18 protein-coding genes are annotated in these 15,928 nt (G+C 48.4%); 6 read left to right on the top strand and 12 right to left on the bottom strand.

What is annotated here, in order from left to right; all coding sequences use genetic code 11:
* Positions 1-17 precede the first annotated feature (17 nt).
* Positions 18-707 carry a cell division ATP-binding protein FtsE gene (gene ftsE, locus ACXAGR_RS20090; RefSeq protein WP_119499924.1) on the top strand — a complete coding sequence of 230 codons (690 nt, stop codon included), beginning with the start codon at positions 18-20 and terminating at the stop codon, positions 705-707.
* Complete coding sequence (gene ftsX, locus ACXAGR_RS20095; RefSeq protein ID WP_474852200.1) at positions 704-1,684, top strand: permease-like cell division protein FtsX; 981 nt, start codon at positions 704-706, stop codon at positions 1,682-1,684. The genes ftsE and ftsX overlap by 4 nt, the downstream gene beginning before the upstream one ends.
* A gap of 81 nt (positions 1,685-1,765) precedes the next feature.
* Here the strand turns inward: ftsX and ACXAGR_RS20100 are convergent, their stop codons facing one another.
* Complete coding sequence (locus ACXAGR_RS20100) at positions 1,766-3,004, bottom strand: EAL and HDOD domain-containing protein (RefSeq protein ID WP_474845288.1); 1,239 nt, start codon at positions 3,002-3,004, stop codon at positions 1,766-1,768.
* A 153-nt stretch (positions 3,005-3,157) separates the two neighbouring features.
* Positions 3,158-4,375, bottom strand: coding sequence for an EAL and HDOD domain-containing protein (locus tag ACXAGR_RS20105; protein ID WP_474845286.1), 1,218 nt, complete (start codon positions 4,373-4,375; stop codon positions 3,158-3,160).
* A 428-nt stretch (positions 4,376-4,803) separates the two neighbouring features.
* Here ACXAGR_RS20105 and rpoH point away from each other — a divergent pair, with 428 nt between their 5' ends.
* A complete protein-coding gene (gene rpoH, locus ACXAGR_RS20110) occupies positions 4,804-5,658 on the top strand; it encodes an RNA polymerase sigma factor RpoH (protein WP_119499928.1) in 855 nt (284 codons plus the stop codon).
* Between the two features lie 40 nt (positions 5,659-5,698).
* Here the strand turns inward: rpoH and ACXAGR_RS20115 are convergent, their stop codons facing one another.
* The 6 genes from ACXAGR_RS20115 to pip form a co-directional block, all read right to left on the bottom strand.
* A complete protein-coding gene (locus ACXAGR_RS20115; protein WP_349583794.1) occupies positions 5,699-5,893 on the bottom strand; it encodes a YrhK family protein in 195 nt (64 codons plus the stop codon).
* 3 nt (positions 5,894-5,896) lie between these two features.
* Positions 5,897-6,361 (bottom strand): carboxymuconolactone decarboxylase family protein, encoded by a 465-nt coding sequence (locus ACXAGR_RS20120; RefSeq protein WP_474852202.1) that lies wholly within the window; start codon positions 6,359-6,361, stop codon positions 5,897-5,899.
* 101 nt (positions 6,362-6,462) lie between these two features.
* Positions 6,463-7,269, bottom strand: coding sequence for a helix-turn-helix domain-containing protein (locus ACXAGR_RS20125; RefSeq protein WP_474852204.1), 807 nt, complete (start codon positions 7,267-7,269; stop codon positions 6,463-6,465).
* Positions 7,270-7,295: 26 nt separating this feature from the next.
* Positions 7,296-8,216 carry a bifunctional GNAT family N-acetyltransferase/hotdog fold thioesterase gene (locus ACXAGR_RS20130; RefSeq protein WP_474845279.1) on the bottom strand — a complete coding sequence of 307 codons (921 nt, stop codon included), beginning with the start codon at positions 8,214-8,216 and terminating at the stop codon, positions 7,296-7,298.
* Positions 8,217-8,356: 140 nt separating this feature from the next.
* Positions 8,357-8,794, bottom strand: coding sequence for a D-aminoacyl-tRNA deacylase (dtd, locus tag ACXAGR_RS20135; protein ID WP_474852206.1), 438 nt, complete (start codon positions 8,792-8,794; stop codon positions 8,357-8,359).
* Positions 8,791-9,768 carry a prolyl aminopeptidase gene (gene pip, locus ACXAGR_RS20140; RefSeq protein WP_474845275.1) on the bottom strand — a complete coding sequence of 326 codons (978 nt, stop codon included), beginning with the start codon at positions 9,766-9,768 and terminating at the stop codon, positions 8,791-8,793. The genes dtd and pip overlap by 4 nt, the downstream gene beginning before the upstream one ends.
* A gap of 86 nt (positions 9,769-9,854) precedes the next feature.
* Between pip and ACXAGR_RS20145 the strand changes: the two genes are divergently transcribed.
* Complete coding sequence (locus tag ACXAGR_RS20145) at positions 9,855-10,097, top strand: DUF6677 family protein (RefSeq protein WP_119499934.1); 243 nt, start codon at positions 9,855-9,857, stop codon at positions 10,095-10,097.
* Positions 10,094-10,744, top strand: coding sequence for a DUF2959 domain-containing protein (locus ACXAGR_RS20150; RefSeq protein WP_303573895.1), 651 nt, complete (start codon positions 10,094-10,096; stop codon positions 10,742-10,744). Before ACXAGR_RS20145 ends, ACXAGR_RS20150 begins: the two co-directional genes overlap by 4 nt.
* Before the next feature lie 49 nt (positions 10,745-10,793).
* Here ACXAGR_RS20150 and ACXAGR_RS20155 read toward each other — a convergent pair whose 3' ends face one another.
* Positions 10,794-11,678: a virulence factor BrkB family protein gene (locus ACXAGR_RS20155; protein ID WP_119499936.1), complete on the bottom strand. Its 885-nt coding sequence runs from the start codon at positions 11,676-11,678 to the stop codon at positions 10,794-10,796.
* A 277-nt stretch (positions 11,679-11,955) separates the two neighbouring features.
* On the bottom strand, positions 11,956-12,840 hold the full coding sequence (metF, locus tag ACXAGR_RS20160) for a methylenetetrahydrofolate reductase (protein ID WP_303573894.1): 885 nt from the start codon (positions 12,838-12,840) through the stop codon (positions 11,956-11,958).
* A 156-nt stretch (positions 12,841-12,996) separates the two neighbouring features.
* Between metF and metJ the strand changes: the two genes are divergently transcribed.
* A complete protein-coding gene (gene metJ, locus ACXAGR_RS20165) occupies positions 12,997-13,320 on the top strand; it encodes a met regulon transcriptional regulator MetJ (RefSeq protein WP_119499938.1) in 324 nt (107 codons plus the stop codon).
* A 48-nt stretch (positions 13,321-13,368) separates the two neighbouring features.
* Here metJ and ACXAGR_RS20170 read toward each other — a convergent pair whose 3' ends face one another.
* Together ACXAGR_RS20170 and ACXAGR_RS20175 are read right to left on the bottom strand one after the other, a co-directional pair.
* A complete protein-coding gene (locus ACXAGR_RS20170) occupies positions 13,369-14,577 on the bottom strand; it encodes an MFS transporter (protein WP_119499939.1) in 1,209 nt (402 codons plus the stop codon).
* Between the two features lie 97 nt (positions 14,578-14,674).
* Positions 14,675-15,928, bottom strand: a complete 1,254-nt coding sequence (locus ACXAGR_RS20175; protein ID WP_303573892.1) for a malic enzyme-like NAD(P)-binding protein — start codon at positions 15,926-15,928, stop codon at positions 14,675-14,677.

Below are 15,928 nucleotides of genomic sequence, written 5' to 3' on the forward strand. Positions count from 1 at the left end.
CGTTGCAGGATTAGCAGATGATCAAATTTGAGCAGGTAAGTAAAACCTACCCCGGTGGTCAGCGCGCACTGTCAAAAGTGAGCTTTCACATTGAACCGGGTGAGATGGCTTTTCTTACCGGCCACTCCGGCGCGGGGAAAAGCACGCTGCTCAAATTAATCAGTATCATGGAACGCCCCAGTGTGGGCAAGGTACTGATTAACGGTCACGATCTGAACGAAATAAAACGCCGGCAGATAGCGTTTATCCGCCGGGATATCGGCATGATCTTCCAGAGCCCGCATTTGCTGGACTCAAAATCAGTTTTCGATAATGTGGCGCTGCCACTTATTATTGAAGGCTATACCCGTAAAGAAACCTCTAAGCGTGTTGAAGCAGCGCTGGAAATGGTGGGATTGCGGGATAAAGCCCGCAGTTTGCCAATGATGTTGTCAGGTGGTGAAGCTCAGCGCGTCGGCATCGCCCGTGCGGTGGTTAATAAGCCGCCTCTGTTGTTGGCCGACGAACCCACCGGTAACCTCGATCCTAAGTTATCTATGGAAATCATTCGTCTGTTTGAAGACTTCAACCAGGCCGGCGTTTCTGTGTTTGTTGCGACCCACGATCTCGGGCTCATAGCCCGGATGAAGTACCGCACACTCACATTGAGAAACGGGCAGATGATCACCGACGGATTATCTGAGGAACAGGGAGGAAACTGGGCATGAGTATTTTATTCAAAGGCCGCTCTCAGGGAGCCAGTGATACCCGCATTGGCATCGTTCAGGTTATCAGTGCGTTCTTCATCAGTCATGTCCGTCAGGCTTTAGGCAGCCTCGGGGAATTGTGGCGTCAGCCGGCCGCATCGTTAATGACTATTGCGGTGCTTGGTCTGAGCATAACCTTACCGGGCACACTCTACATTCTGGTTAAAAATACTGAAAAAATCAGTGCAGGCTGGGATCAGGCCTCGGAAATCTCCTTGTTTTTGAAAGAAGACACACCACCAGCCAGCGCGCAGCAACTGGTTGCCAGGCTGAACACCTGGACGGAGATTGACAGCGTTACTTTCATCCCCGCAGATGATGCCCTGAAGGAATTTCAGCATTTATCCGGACTGGGTGATGCTATCGCCTATCTGGAGTCCAATCCTTTACCTGATGTGGTGCTGGTGACGCCGGACGAGAAACATGCTTCGCCTACATCCGCCAGGTTACTGCTTGAAAAGCTCAAAGATCAGCGTGAAGTCGACATCGGTAAACTGGATATTGAATGGCTTGAGCGCTTGTATGCGCTGTTGGATATTGCCAGAGAGCTGGTGTCGCTCATTGGCGTGTTGTTGTTTGTTTCTGTGGTACTGATCATTGGTAACACCATCAGGCTGAACATCCTTAGCAAGCGGGAAGAAATTCTGGTGATGAAGCTTGTGGGCGCGACTGACGCATTTATTCACCGGCCGTTTTTATATACCGGTTTCTGGTACGGATTGTTGGGTGGTTTGATTGCCTGGTTCGCCGTCATCATTATCTTATGGTGGATGGACAACAGTATTCAGGCATTTGCGACGCTCTATCAGAAAGAATTCAATATTACCGGTCTGTCCGGTACTGCCTTACTGACGATGCTGGGTTTGTCGATTCTGTTGGGTTTACTGGGGTCACTGATGTCAGTACAGCGGCATGTCAGAGAGATTGAACCGCAATAACCACTTCATCATCCTATTTTAAACGGCTGAACAGGTTACTTTCTCCGTGTATCCGGTAACCTGTTGTCTCTGCATAACCCCTCAGCGCATGACCGGCTTAGGGAAATATGCCGAGATGGTGGACCGGACGCCGTTTCCCCACTGAATAGCCTGATTGTAAAGTACGTGAAGCTGCTTCTGGTCGATATCCAGCACTTTGGACTGCTTAATAATATTCATCCAAAGGGCACCCTCGAACGCTCTTGCCAGCGCTACATAGCTGTTAAATTCGCTGGATTTACCCAACAACGCATCATTCACTTCGTCGGTCAGCGGCAGTTGTTTAAGAACGTCAGGCATATCCTGATCAAGGAGTGCATCCAGCAGTGAAAACAGGCCTATCAGGAAGCCGATTGGCGGATTCGTGTTAATGCCGCGCTGCTGAGAAAGCAAATCGAAGAATTTCGCCCGCACCAGTGACATGTGGATCAGCTCCAGCGGTTTATTGTCACTTAAATTGGCCAGCGATAATAAAGCGATGAACTTCTTAATTTCCACTTCGCCCATGTAAGTCAGGGCATGTTTTAGTGAGGTAATTTTGTAACGTTTATTGATTGCCGGGTTATTAATAAATTTGAGTAGCAGGAAGCTGAGAGCAGCGTCACGCTCAATGATCTGGTTGATCCGGCTGATGTTAAAGTCGTTGCGGGCACTTTCTCCCATCAAATCAACCAGGTTCATTTTCGAAGCCGGCAAGTGACGATGGAGTCGCGCTTCCGGCAGGGCGAAGAAATAGCCCTGGAAGAAATCAAACCCGAGAGAGCGGCAACTGTCGAAATCTTCGTGGGTGTTTACCTGTTCCGCCACCAGTTTGATATTGGCATCAAGATAACGGGGGATATTCTTTTCAATCAGATCGTAGTTCGTTTTGGTGACATCAACTTTGACCACATCAATCAACGGAAAAATGTCCTGCTTCCCGCTCAGCATCATGGGATCATCAATGGCCAGACTGAATCCGAGATGTTTAATATGCGTGCAGGCTTCCAGTAATCCCGGTGTCGGTGCCATGGGTTCATTCAGCTGCACGACAACAGACTCGGGATTCAAGGAGGTAGGAAAGCGGGAAATCAGAGTGTCCGGATTAAAGTGAATAAACGATTTCTTTTCACCGGAAATATCGTCCAGCCCTAACGGATGGAAATGTTGGGCAATATATTTTGCTTTGTCCGGCTCTAATTCGGGGTAAGCGCCGCTTTTGCCGTCACGGAACAAAAGCTCATACGCGAAAACATCCTTTTCACGGTCTAAAATAGGCTGGCGTGCAATAAATGCGAACATACGACCTGACAATCCCTTCAACAATGGTAACGACAACTTTGTAAGTTGACTGCTAATAACACGGCATGAGCACGATGATATCAACTTTATCTTATGGGCCGCAGATTATCTATGCTCACGTAATTCTTTTCACTTATACAATGGGCAGAATTATTAATTAATACTATTTTCCATCGCGCCGGCCCATTTAAGTGACGAGTTATACATACCATGAAGGGTGGTCTGGCGAATACCATATTTCTTTGAGAAGGCTTTTATTGTGGACCAGCGGGCGGACTCAATATGTTTTGCCAGCAAAAGGCAATCACTGAGCATACCCGGATTACCTTGTAAAGCGTGCTTCACTTCTTCACTCACCGGTACTTTCTCCAGCAACTCGCTCATGGGCTGCAGCATCATGGCATCCAGCAACGACAGCAAGCCGGCGAGAAAACTGGCGGGAGAATCGTTCAGTTCGTTCATACCTGCAACCAGCAAGCTGCAGAACTTTGCTCTGACGAGGGATAGTTGTAACAGTTCCCGTGGACTGTCATTATTCAGGTTTGCCAGGGCAATCAATGATACGAACTTTTTCACTTCATTTTCACCAAGGTAATTCAGTGCGTGGCGCAAATCTTTTACCTTTATCCGTTTATTGTATAACGGATTGTTTATAAAGCGAAGTAACAGAAATGTCAGCGATGCATCCTTGTTGATAATGTTATTTATGCGGTCGAAATCCATCGGGGATTGATTACATGCGCTGATAAGCGCAAGCATATTCATCTGAGCCGGGATAATTTGTTTATGACGGACGAGCTCCGGCCGCGCCAGAAAGTAACCCTGAAAGTAGTGAAAGCCCAACTCTCTGAAACGTTCGAATTCGGCGTAAGTTTCAACTTTCTCGGCGAGCAGCTTGATTTCATACTGGCTTATTTCTGGCAGCAGAGAAAGGATCCTTTCCTCTTTCATTGAACGGATATCAAATTTTATGACCTGAACGTAAGGCAATAGTGGCCGCCATTTTTCGTCAGCGTCAAAATCATCAAGTGCCAGTTCAAACCCTATCTCGCGAAGGTGCCGGCATGCAGCAATAAGAGTCTCATCAACCTCGACGGTTTCCAGGATCTCAATCATCACCATTGAAGGATCCAGCGATGTGGGAAAGCGGTGAATTAATGTATCGCGATGAAAATTAATGAAAGCTGTCTTTCCACCTGTTATCTCATCCAGGCCTATTCCAAGGTGAGTTGAGCTGATTATTTTCGATGTGGCTTCATTTGGGTCGATATCTGGAAATCCGTTACTTTTTCCATCGCGAAAGAGGATCTCATAAGCGATAACATTTAGTGCCGTGTCAAAAATTGGCTGTCTGGCGACAAAAGAGAACATCCATACCTCCTGTATGATCTGTTTCCGTTATTATTTTGTTAGTTTTGACCGGCATGAATCTCATTATGTGTGTCTGTCGTATACACAAGCGAACATTTACAGCTGTCAATTACTACCCATGGATTTAGCGTATACGTTTGAAGGATCAGGAAAAATTGGTATTTCGTCTAATTTCCGTGCTAAACGCGGTGAGTGGACTGATTTGAGAGACTAATTACATGACAGAACGTTTATCGATATCTATCGTTTACTCTGTCGTGCTGAGTGGTGGTTTCATCGTCTGTACGGAACTAATCTGATGCAAATCAGGTCTTGATATTTAGTAATTTGTCACTATATTCCTAACTTGGAATTATCTGCGACAATCAAGGACTCGAAAGGCACTGCCCGTTTTGGTACAATACAGTGCTTAGCAAATTGAGGTGAATATGAGCAATAACATGCAAACAATGGCATTATCGGTGCCCCACAGCGGTAGCATCGAAGGCTACATTCAGGCTGTGAGCAGCATCAACATGCTCTCTGCTGATGAAGAAAGAAGTCTGGCGACACGTTTACGTGACGAAGGCGATCTGGAAGCGGCAAGAAAGCTGGTCATGTCGCATTTACGCTTTGTTGTACATATTGCTAAATCCTATTCAGGATACGGTTTGCCGCAGGCTGATTTGATTCAGGAAGGTAACATTGGCCTGATGAAGGCAGTTAAGCGATTCGATCCGGGCGTAGGTGTGAGACTGGTGTCTTTTGCTGTTCACTGGATCAAAGCTGAAATTCATGAATTCGTACTGAAGAACTGGCGTATCGTTAAAGTGGCTACCACGAAGGCGCAACGTAAGTTGTTCTTCAACCTGCGCAAGGCGAAAAAACGTCTGGGCTGGTTCACTCACGAAGAAGTGCAAACTGTTGCTGATGAACTGGGTGTAAGCACGAAAGAAGTGCTGCAAATGGAAGCCCGCATGAGTAGTCAGGATCAGGCATTTGATCTGAGTGCTGATGACGACGAGAGTGGCAACTTTGCGCCTGTGCAGTTCCTTGAAGATAAAAGCGCAGATGTTGAGATGGACGTTATCAATAATGACTGGGATAGCAATGCTTCCAAACGTCTTTATTCTGCTATCAAAACGTTAGATGAGCGTAGTCAGGACATTATTGAAACTCGCTGGTTGGCAGACAATAAGATCACACTTCAAGATCTTGCCGACAAATATCAGGTTTCTGCTGAGCGTGTACGTCAGATTGAAAAAAATGCCATGAAGAAACTTCAGGCAGCAATGGCAGCGTAAGCATTAACTAATACGCGATAGAAAATTGAAAAAAGCGCCGTCAGGCGCTTTTTTTATGCTTAAGGAAATCTACTGTGGATGTGTATATCCATAGAGCCGATCCCAACATGAACAGATAAACACCGGTAACGGCATAATCTGCAAATTGCGGCAGAAACAGGGAGCTGCCACTGAGAAAGGCGAAACCGGCCAGAATATTGAGTAAGTAACAACTTGACGGGGCAATTGAAAACACAGTTTACCTCTTTTCTGTTTCTGTTAATTCCGGAGTAAAGTTGAATCCTATCGACAGACGGTTCCAGCTGTTAATTTCTAAAATAACCGTGGTGAGGTCAATTACTGACTGCTCATCAAAAAATGATGACACATGATGATAAGCGTCATCGCTTACACCGCTTTCCAGACGGGTTAACGTTTCAGCCCATCTGAGTGCCGCTTTCTCCTGGTCAGTAAAGTATGGCACTTCCCGCCATGCCTGCAACATATCCAGACGTTCTTGTGACTCACCGTGTTGCCTGAGCTCTGCTGCATGCATGTGCAGGCAAAAAGCACAGCCGTTGAGCTGTGAGACACGTAATCTGATGAGATCGGTTAAAGACTGTGTAATCGCACTATCTGTAGCCGGGCGGCTTAATGCGGTCAGGCATTTAACAATGCGCGGGGCACAGGCATATACGGTGTCCTGTGTAATACGAGTTTGCATATCTGCTCTCCTGTAAAGTAACTGAGAAGCAGTGTAGGCAATGGTTAACCGTCATTATTGTAAAAATACGACACGGGTGTGGATAAGCAATAAATAAGGGGTTACGGGTTATTTTTTTGTTTTCTATGACGATACCTGGCGGGTGTTTCGCCCACAAAATCACGGAAGTGATTGGTGAAATGTGCCTGATCAAAGTAGCCGCTGGACAGGGCGATATCACTGAGCGGCGCATTACTGTAAATCAGTCTTTTCCTCGCCAGATAAATTTTACCAAACATCACCATTTCTTTGGGTGCCAGGCCAAGTGCCTGTTTGCATTTACGCTGAAATGTCCGTGTGGAACAGCCAAACAACTTTTCAATATTTTGGGTACCGGCCTGGTACGAAGATGTTACCAGCGCTTCTGTCAGTTTAAGACGCTGCTGCGTGTTGTTGCTGTGCCGGTGAATTTGCAAAGTAAGCCAGTCTGTAAGTACAGTGTAAACCTGAGGCAATGGCTGTCCACATAACGCCTCTGACGGGGGCAGCGGCTCCTGAAACAGTGCAGACAGCGGAATATCTGTATTCTGTGCTACCGACTCTGCTCTTATACCGAAACACTCTGAGAAAGCGCCGGGATGAAACCGGAAACTGACAGCAGAGGGACGATTGAATTTTGATAAATTGCCGGTTTTCGTTCCAAATAACACGGTGGCGTCATAACAAGCATCATCGAATGAGAATGTCAGGCTATGGCCGCCATCCGGATAGCACCGTTCTGTGGACAGCGCAGTATGGGTGGCATATTCAGACTGCCACACAGAGTGGAGCCAGGGCTTTAAATGAGCAGGTACGGGCACAAAAGTCATGTGCCCGGCGGTAAGTGAGGCGGCGGGAATAACTTGCTGTGGGGGTATGATGACTGTCATAACGTAACCTGCCGCCGCACGATTAATTACTCTTCTTCGTCCTGCTCTTTCTTAGGAGGAAGTACCCAGAAAACACCACGGAATTCAGCCACGGCGTTGTCGTCATCCATAATATCGACCTGTAATGTGAAACTGCATTTCTTACGCTTTTCCAAGGGGGCAAATTTGCCGCTTAAGCTCTCCACATGACAGGTGGCACGGGGTTTCATTGTAATCGGCTTATGATAGTGAATATCACCGTCACCCAGAACAATATCGCCCATCAGCTGGCGTTCTTTCAGTTGCAGGAAAATCATCCCCCAGCCGGTGAGAGTGGCCAGAGAAAAAATACTGCCGGCGAACATAGTACCGTGAATATTGATATTTTTATTCAGTGAGGCCCGTGTCTCCAGTGTACGGCCGGTATACTGATGCAGCTTGATGCCCATGTGTTCGGTAATCGGGATTGTTTCGGTCCAGGTGTCCTGAAGCTCTTTGCACCACTTCGGATGCAGCATAACGATCCCGGGATCAGTAAGCTTCTTCACCATTTGCTGGCGTTTCAGCATACCCAGTTCATTCGGGGCTTCCCGTTCGATAACGAAGCCGCAGGAGCTGAAAAAATCGATGGAGGTTTCGCGGCTGTTGGTTACGGCCCGTATTGCGCCCATCTCACGGGCAACGCCTTCCAGCGCTCCCAGAATCATCTGGCCGAGGCCTCTGCGCTGATAATCAGAGTTAACAGCAATGTGACGAATCTGAGCTTCTTCTGCCGTATTCAGATGAACGCGACCGGCAGCAACAATGTCTCCCTTGCCGTTTACGATGACACGGTGCTCCGCAACCTGTTCATACTCATCTTTTTCTGAACCGGGAGGAAAATTCCATGGCTGGCGCAGATAAGTCCATCGAAACGCGAAGTATTTTTCTAGTTCTTCTTCTGTTTTCGGTGTGGCTACTCTAAACAATGTATGAGCCTTTTTAAAAATGCATCCGTCGCCCATTTAACCCTAAGGTGACCCTGCTTAACAAGGCAATTCACCGATATCAGGCTATCCGGCCGGGATTAAGAGAATAAATAATTGAAATGTGAAACGTTTGCAGAAAATTACACGGCGAAATGGAATGTAACCGGCCCGTCGTTAATCAGTGAAACCTTCATATCTGCACCGAAACGTCCGGTCCGGACCGGAATGCCCAGCGAGCTGAGGTACTCTGTGAAGCGGTTATAAATGGCTTCGCCATGAGCAGGACTGGCGCCTTTTGAAAACCCCGGACGATTACCTTTTTGCGTATCTGCCACCAGCGTAAATTGTGACACGACCAGTACTGCGCCGCCGGCCTGCTGAATATTCAGGTTCATTTTACCGTCGTCATCACTGAATATCCGGTAATTCGCTACTTTCCGGGCGAGTTTTTCGATTTGCTCTTCGCCATCTTCTTTTTCTACTCCGAGGAGTAACAGTATGCCATGCCCGATGGCTCCGGTGACATCACCGTCTACTTTTACACTGGCTTCAGATACCCGTTGTACTAATCCAATCAACGCTTTTTCTCCCTGAGATAACGGGACATATCACGGGTGGCCCTGCAAAGAGCCAGTGCTATGCCCGGCTCAGATGTGCTGTGTCCGGCTTCCTGAACTATCTGCAATTCACTGTTTGTCCATGCTTTATGTAACGTGTATGCCCCTTTTGTGCTGCATATTACATCGTAGCGGCCGTGAACGATAGTGCCCGGAATGTGGCTGATGGCCGCTGTATTCTGCAGTATAAAATCTTCGGGAATAAAGCAGTGATTAGCCAGGTAATGGCATTCAAGTTTAGCCAGGCTGGTCATCAGGCCTACCGGATAATGGCCGGTGAGCTCACCGGTTCCTGCGGGCAGTGACAGCCTTGAAAGGCGTTCTTCCCAGATGTACCAGCGTTTCAGCGCACTGAGTCGCTGAAGATCGTCAGAGGAGTCAAACAGTTTGCGGTAGTGGGCACACACAGAGGCGGTATTCAGATCGCCCTCAATACCATCTATAAAGAGTTCGTAGTGTTCGGGAAAGAGGGTCGCCGCTGCCCCCTGATGTGAGATAAACCAGTCCCGGTCTTCTTGCCTGGCCAGAAAAACGCCCCGCAGAATGAGTCCGGAAACGGTATCCGGCGCATCGATTGCAGCAAGCAAAGCCAGTGTTGAGCCCCACGAACCACCAAACAGGATCCATTGCTCTACGCCTAATAACTGTCTTAAGCCTTTTATATCGCCCAGAATATGTTGTGTAGTGTTGTTTTCCAGAGAACCGAAAGGCTTGGAACGGCCACATCCACGCTGTTCAAATGCAATGATGCGGAAACGGTTGCCATCGAAAAAGCGCCTGTAACCCGGGGATAAACCTGCGCCCGGACCGCCATGTAAATACAGAACGGGAAATCCATCCGGATTGCCACTTTCTTCGTAATACAGTGAGTGACCGTCACCCGTGTCAAAATACCCACTGCTGTAACATCCAATGTCAGGGTAAAGTCGTTTCATTTTATTTCAGTGCGTTGTATGTCTGGTTTTTTTGGTTTAGTTTAGCTACTAAAACACATATTTACGTAATATACGAGGAAGTTTATATGGCAGGTCAGGGTTCAGGCGGTAACGTCATCGCAGCAATCTGTAACTTTTTTATTCCCGGATTAGGTCATCTGGTCCAGGGGCGGATCTTAAGAGCATTCGTGTTCTTCGTGATTTGCTTCGCCTGTTACGGGCTTGCCGCAACAGTCATTTTCTTTTTTCTGTGGCCGGTGGGGGCTATTTTCCACCTGTGGGCCATTATTGATGCCGCCCGCTACAGGGGGCCTGAGGTACAGTTATGATGGGTAATGTTAAGACCGGTTTACTGGCAGTCGCAGCTTGCGTTGCGCTGTCCGGATGTCAGTCTGCTTATTACGGCGCCTGGGAGAAGCTTGGCGTAGAGAAGCGGGACATTCTGGTCGACCGTGTTGAAAACGCGAAAGAGTCTCAGGAAGAGGCGCAGGAGCAGTTTGCAGATGCACTGGAAGAGTTCAGCGCGCTGATTAATTTCAACGGCGGTGAACTGGAAGACGTTTACGATGAACTTAACGGCGAATTTCAGGACAGCCAGGCTGCCGCTGCTGACGTTACTGCCCGTATCGACAAGGTGGAAAGCGTTGCAGAAGCCCTGTTTTCTGAATGGGAAGATGAGCTGGAGAAATACGACAGCGACAAACTGCGCCGCTCCAGTGCAGAAAAGCTCCGTGCTACCCGTCGCCAGTACGAGACCATGATTAAGGCCATGAGAAAGGCTGAGAGCCGCATGGAACCGGTATTAACGGCGCTTCAGGATAATGTGCTTTACCTGAAGCATAACCTGAACGCCAGTGCGGTGGGTGCACTGGAAGGTGAGCTGAAAACTATTCAGCAGGACGTGTCCCGTTTAATCAACGAGATGAAAGCGTCGGTTGCAGAGTCAGATGCGTTTATCCGCACCATGAAAAACTAAACGACTCAAAACTGAAAAGCTGGCAGATTACTGCCAGCTTTTTTTATGCCTATTCCAGAGGGACCTTCCGCGGCTCTTCACTGGCTCTGATGTCACCGAAGGCATCTTCCAGACTGCAGGTAAATTCAGCACCAATCAGCACCACCATCCACGATACATAAACCCACAAAAACAGTATTGGCAGCACGGCCAGCGCACCGTATATCACCTGATATGAAGTAAAGTTAGTAATATAAAGAGCAAACCCTTTTTTCGTGAACTCAAAGCAGATAGTCGCGACGACCGCACCGATGAGAGCGTGGGAATAGCGCACACGGCGGTTGGGCACCAGCAGGTAAAGAATCACGAAAGCCAGCAGTGCAGCGAAACTCGGGATCAAAGTGAGCATAAAGGTACCCACGCCGGGCGTGTATTCTTCAGCAAACTCCGCCACGCCAACCAGATATGAGCTGATTGCCACACTGGAGCCCATGAGCATAGGCCCCAGAGTAATCACCATCCAGTAGATGGCAAAAGTATAAATAACCGGCCGGTCGCTTTGCGTACGCCAGATGCGGTTCAGTGTTTTGTCCACATTTGAAATCAGCAGCAGGGCGACGACCAGTAACGACAAAATACCCACAGCCCCCATTTCCGAGGCATTGGAAACAAAATCGGTCATGTACTGCTGGACGACATCGCCGGCAGTCGGGACAAAATTAGAGAAAACGAATTGTTCCAGTTTACTGCGTACTGATGCAAAAGCCGGAAAGGCTGACATAACAGTAAATGTCACCATGATGAACGGCACCAGTGACAGCAGTGTCACGTACGCCAGGTGTCCGGCCGAGATAGTAATGTTGTCCGCTTTACAGCGGCGCAGGAAAATATGGAAGAAGGCATTGAGTGCGGGACGTTTGTCATTCCACAGCTTTACCCAGCGATTATCTGTCAAAACAGACTCCTTTCAAACTGCACGGATAGTTTCATGCTTGTACAGTGTAACCATTCGCAGTCGTGGGGGGAATGTTTTGTTGGTTTCTCAGTGGACTGTGATGTCTGGCGTGGTGGCGAAATTGCGTAAATTGCCAGGCATCGTAGCGATAAGGGGGAGGAGGCCAGAGAAAAAACCGTCTGCAGCAGGGATGCTGCAGCCGAGCCTCCATGGATGGAGTTCCGGCGTGTTTTTTCTCTGGCCTTCGCGCCTGGCGAAGATGCCGGGAGAAATCCGCCTATTCAGCGCGAACGCCCAGCATGTGGCAGATGGCGTAGCTGAGTTCGCAGCGGTTCAGGGTGTAGAAGTGGAAGTGTTTTACCCCTTCTTTCGCCAGCACTTTTACTTGCTCCATGGCGATGTTTGCGCCAATCAGATTACGTGTTGCCTGATCATCGTCATCAAGCCCTTCGTACATTTTGTGCAGCCAGCCGGGTACGTGAACATTGGTGAAACCGGCAAACTTAATCAGTGTCTGATAATTCGTAACCGGCAGGATCCCGGGGACGATATCCAAATCGATACCGGCAGCAGCAGCACGGTCACGGAAACGCAGGTAAACACTGGTGTCAAAGAAGAACTGAGTAATTGCTTCAGAAGCCCCGGCTTCCGCTTTACGCTTCAGGTTAAGCAAGTCGAACTGGGCATTCGGTGCTTCCGGATGTTTTTCCGGATAGGCAGCAACGGAGATATCAAAGTCTGCTACGTCTTTCAGCAGTGCCACCAGATCAGAGGCATACATTTCGGTTTTATCAACGCCCTTCGGTAAATCGCCCCGCAGAGCAACAATACGGCGAATACCCGAATCCCAATATTCCTGAGCAATTTGTTTGAGTTCATCACGGCTTGCGTCCACACAGGTCAGGTGAGGGGCTGCCTGTACACCGGTTTGTTGTTGAATGCGTTTAACAACATCATGGGTGCGGTCACGCTCACCACTGTTTGCACCGTAGGTCACAGACATATAAGAAGGCTTCAATGGCGCCAGGCGTTCAACAGATTTCCACAGCGTTTGTTCCATCTTTTCCGAGTTAGGCGGAAAAAATTCAAAAGAGACATCAATGTCACGCAATTCGGACAATGACTGGTTTAAGGCGTCGATACCTTGTGCATAGGAAACCATTTTGTTGACTCACTCAATTCTTTGGACGTTTAGACGTCTAAACTAATTAATATATGTCTGGACGTCAAGAGGTTTACACGGCTTAATTGACCTTTTCGCTACATTGTTTAGAATTTCCGCTTATAAAGTAAAATAACAGGCAGTCCGAGATTTCACATGGCAGAATGGAATGGTAAGTATATACACCCTTACGCAGAGCATGGAAAAAAGAGTGAGCAAGTAAAGAAAGTCACTGTTTCTATTCCGATTAATGTGCTTAAGGTGCTCACAGACGAGCGAACCCGCAGACAAATTAATAACCTGCGTCACGCGACGAATTCAGAGTTACTGTGCGAAGCATTCCTTCATGCTTTCACCGGGCAGCCGCTGCCTGACGACGACGATTTGCGCAAAGATAACCCTAACCGTGTTCCTGCCGTTGCAAGGAAAATGATGGAAGAGATGGGGATCGACCCCACCGCCGACAACGAAGAAGAATAAAGTAAAGCCAGAGCAAATCACTCTGGCTTTTTTGTATCAGGGGCAAGTTTAGTCTTGTCTGGCTGAGGGCGGCTCGATTTTTTGTAATTCGAATAGAGGCCTGAAAGTTGAGCGGAACAGGAGCACAATACCCAGGCTCATTACTCCGCCCGCAACCGCGCAGGCTACCGGACCAACTGCTGCCGTCACCGAACCACTTCTGAAGTCTCCGAGTTCGTTGGAAGACGCGATGAACAGGGAGTTCACTGCACTCACCCGGCCACGTAATGCGTCCGGTGTCATAATTTGTACTACTGAGCTTCTGATCACCACACTTATCATGTCTGAACCGCCATAAATCAGTAAAGCGAAGCAAGCCACATAAAGGTTCTGTGAAAAGGCAAAGCCGATAATGGAAAAGCTGAAGATGATCAGTGACCAGAACAGCAGCGGGCCGTTGCGTTCAATAGCCCGCTTACGTCGTACCATTGTCAGACCGATAAGCGTCGCACCCACAGCCGGCATGGCCCGCAATAAACCCAGAGTTTCCGGACCTTCATGTAAGACGTCTTTCACAAACACAGGTAATATGGCCATGACACTGCCACATAGTATGACCACAAGATCAGTAAACAGCGCTCCGCGGACAACGTTGTTGTGCATCAGGTATTCCACACCGCTGAATATATCTTTAAGTGCCAGTTTGCGCTCTGAATGAATGTTCAGAGCGGGCAATAAAGAAAAGCCACCCAGCGTAAACAGGCCGAAAATGATGAGCACCCAGTAGAGCTGACGGTCGAGCGCCGCCAGTAACACGCCGGCGAGGAAAGGCCCCACGGTTAAGGCGATATTCCAGATAGAGCTTATGGCAGCCACCGCACGCCCCAGATGATCGGTGCTGACGATATTCGGCAACACAGACTGAATGGCCGGTGCGAAGAAAGCCCGCCCTGCGCCCAATACCGATAACGAGCAAAACAGCGCCCATTTATTCAGTTCCGGCTGATTCATCAGCAAAGCGACGGCCAGCACCACCAGTAACTGCAATCCGGCAGAAATTAATAAAATGCTTTTGCGGGAAAAGTTGTCTGCAGCCCAACCTGCCACGAGGAATAAACTGATCACCGGCACAATCTGAAAAATGCCTACCAGTGCCAGGTCAAAGGCCTCGCCGGTGGCTTCGTATAAATGCCAGCCTATACTGACTGCCATGGTTGAGCCGATAAGCGTGGTAGCTATTCGTCCGATGATGAGCCCGATAAGTGCTTTTGACCACATGAAATCTTTGTCCGTCAGATTAGGGGAAGCGGGAAGATAAACGAAAACGGGCCGGTAGTATAACCGGCCCGTAACAAATGAAGTCAGTATGCTTCAATCAGTCTTTGTTACCCGTGTATTTTGCCGGTAAGGATTCAACACCGGCAACGCCTGAGTCAATCGCTGCCTGTGCTACGGCACTGGCAATACGGTGAAGCAAACGGGGATCCATAGGTTTAGGAATAATGTAATCTTTACCAAATGTCAGCGATGCTGATTTACTGGCTTTCAATACTTCTTCAGGTACAGGCTCTTTCGATACTGAACGTAATGCTTCAACCGCAGCGACTTTCATTTCGTCATTAATGGTCGAAGCACGAACATCCAGTGCACCACGGAAAATGAACGGGAAGCACAGTACATTGTTCACCTGGTTGGGGTAATCTGAACGGCCCGTTGCCATGATCAAATCACTGCGAACCTCATGGGCCAGTTCCGGTTTAATTTCCGGATCAGGGTTTGAACAGGCAAATACCACCGGGTTTGGTGCCATCAGTTTTAAGGTTTCTGGAGGCAATACGTCAGGGCCGGAAACACCGACAAAAATATCCGCACCATCCATTACATCGTCAAGGGTACGTTTATCCGTGTTGTTGGCGAACAACATTTTGTGTTCCGTGAGATCGTCACGGCGGGTATGAATCACCCCTTTACGATCGAGCATATAAATGCGCTCACGCTGGGCGCCGCACTTGATCAGCAGCTCCATACATGCAACGGCGGCAGCACCGGCTCCCATACAAACAATTTTGGCGTCTTCGATGTTCTTGCCCTGAATTTCCAGCGCGTTGAGCATACCGGCCGCTGTTACGATGGCTGTACCGTGTTGATCGTCATGGAATACCGGAATCTTGCAGCGTTTGATCAGCTCCTGCTCGATTTCGAAACATTCCGGCGCTTTAATATCTTCAAGGTTAATACCGCCGAACGTATCAGCGATATTGGCAACCGTGTTGATGAATTCTTCAGTAGTCCGGTGTTTAACTTCAATATCGATAGCATCCAGTCCGGCAAAACGCTTAAACAGTAACGCTTTACCTTCCATCACGGGTTTTGATGCCAGCGGACCTAAATTACCTAATCCGAGAATGGCCGTACCATTACTGATTACTGCAACCATATTACCTTTGGCGGTATATCGGTATGCTGCATCAGGATCTTCGGCAATTTCACGTACCGGTTCGGCTACGCCGGGGCTGTAGGCCAGTGCTAAATCATCTACGCTGTCAGCCGGAGTCGACAGTTCTACCTTTATTTTGCCCGGAGTAGGGTATTCGTGGTAATCCAGGGCGCGTTGTCTGAAATCTGACAT

The sequence above is a fragment of the Alteromonas sp. ABH4_457 genome, assembly GCF_056160625.1.

What these genes read in the sequence shown, in the direction of transcription:
- ACXAGR_RS20125 (WP_474852204.1), bottom strand. Translation starts at nt 7,269, where the DNA reads ATGACAGTCATCATACCCCCACAGCAAGTTATTCCCGCCGCCTCACTT.
- ACXAGR_RS20145 (WP_119499934.1), top strand. Translation starts at nt 9,855, where the DNA reads ATGGCAGGTCAGGGTTCAGGCGGTAACGTCATCGCAGCAATCTGTAAC.
- ftsX (WP_474852200.1), top strand. Translation starts at nt 704, where the DNA reads ATGAGTATTTTATTCAAAGGCCGCTCTCAGGGAGCCAGTGATACCCGC.
- rpoH (WP_119499928.1), top strand. Translation starts at nt 4,804, where the DNA reads ATGAGCAATAACATGCAAACAATGGCATTATCGGTGCCCCACAGCGGT.
- ACXAGR_RS20150 (WP_303573895.1), top strand. Translation starts at nt 10,094, where the DNA reads ATGATGGGTAATGTTAAGACCGGTTTACTGGCAGTCGCAGCTTGCGTT.
- ftsE (WP_119499924.1), top strand. Translation starts at nt 18, where the DNA reads ATGATCAAATTTGAGCAGGTAAGTAAAACCTACCCCGGTGGTCAGCGC.
- ACXAGR_RS20100 (WP_474845288.1), bottom strand. Translation starts at nt 3,004, where the DNA reads ATGTTCGCATTTATTGCACGCCAGCCTATTTTAGACCGTGAAAAGGAT.
- ACXAGR_RS20120 (WP_474852202.1), bottom strand. Translation starts at nt 6,361, where the DNA reads ATGCAAACTCGTATTACACAGGACACCGTATATGCCTGTGCCCCGCGC.
- pip (WP_474845275.1), bottom strand. Translation starts at nt 9,768, where the DNA reads ATGAAACGACTTTACCCTGACATTGGATGTTACAGCAGTGGGTATTTT.
- ACXAGR_RS20175 (WP_303573892.1), bottom strand. Translation starts at nt 15,928, where the DNA reads ATGTCAGATTTCAGACAACGCGCCCTGGATTACCACGAATACCCTACT.
- metF (WP_303573894.1), bottom strand. Translation starts at nt 12,840, where the DNA reads ATGGTTTCCTATGCACAAGGTATCGACGCCTTAAACCAGTCATTGTCC.
- ACXAGR_RS20105 (WP_474845286.1), bottom strand. Translation starts at nt 4,375, where the DNA reads ATGTTCTCTTTTGTCGCCAGACAGCCAATTTTTGACACGGCACTAAAT.
- ACXAGR_RS20170 (WP_119499939.1), bottom strand. Translation starts at nt 14,577, where the DNA reads ATGTGGTCAAAAGCACTTATCGGGCTCATCATCGGACGAATAGCTACC.
- metJ (WP_119499938.1), top strand. Translation starts at nt 12,997, where the DNA reads ATGGCAGAATGGAATGGTAAGTATATACACCCTTACGCAGAGCATGGA.